The organism is Pseudooceanicola lipolyticus (assembly GCF_002786325.1).
GTDB lineage: Bacteria > Pseudomonadota > Alphaproteobacteria > Rhodobacterales > Rhodobacteraceae > Pseudooceanicola_C > Pseudooceanicola_C lipolyticus.
Window position 1 is genome coordinate 1 of sequence record NZ_PGTB01000435.1, and the last position, 530, is coordinate 530.

At 72.5% G+C, this 530-nt stretch carries 1 protein-coding gene; it reads right to left on the reverse strand.

Features of this window, described 5'->3' with window-relative positions:
* Positions 1 to 2: 2 nt before the first annotated feature.
* The coding region (locus CVM52_RS26465; protein WP_503128409.1) for an aldehyde dehydrogenase family protein at positions 3 to 530 on the reverse strand (528 nt) is incomplete at its 5' end.

Below are 530 nucleotides of genomic sequence, written 5' to 3' on the forward strand. Positions count from 1 at the left end.
GCTCAGGCCATATCCGCCGGCAGCAGCGCGTCGGGCAGGTTCTGGTAGCAGACCGGGCGCAGGAAGCGGCGGATCGACAGGGTGCCGACCGAGGTGGCGCCGAAATTGGTGCTGGCCGGGTAGGGCCCGCCATGCACCATCGCCTCGGCCACCTCGACCCCGGTCGGGAAGCCGTTGACCAGCACCCGCCCCGCCTTGCGCTCGAGGATCGGCAGCAGCGCCCGCGCCGCCGCGGTATCCTCCGCATCCATATGCAGCGTCGCGGTCAGCTGGCCCTCGAAACCCTTGGCGAGGGTGGCCATCTCGTCCGGCCCCGACACCCGCACCACCAGCCCCAGCGGGCCGAACACCTCTTCCCCCAGCGCGTGGTCCTGCAGATAGGCCGCCGCGTCGGTCTCGTAGAGGTTCGGCGCGGCCTGGCGGCCCTGCTGGTCACTGGTCAGCACCGGGCGCACCGCGTTGCGGCCGTCGAACCGGGCCTTGCCGGCGCGATAGGCGGCGGCGATGCCCTCGGTCAGCATCACCTGCGG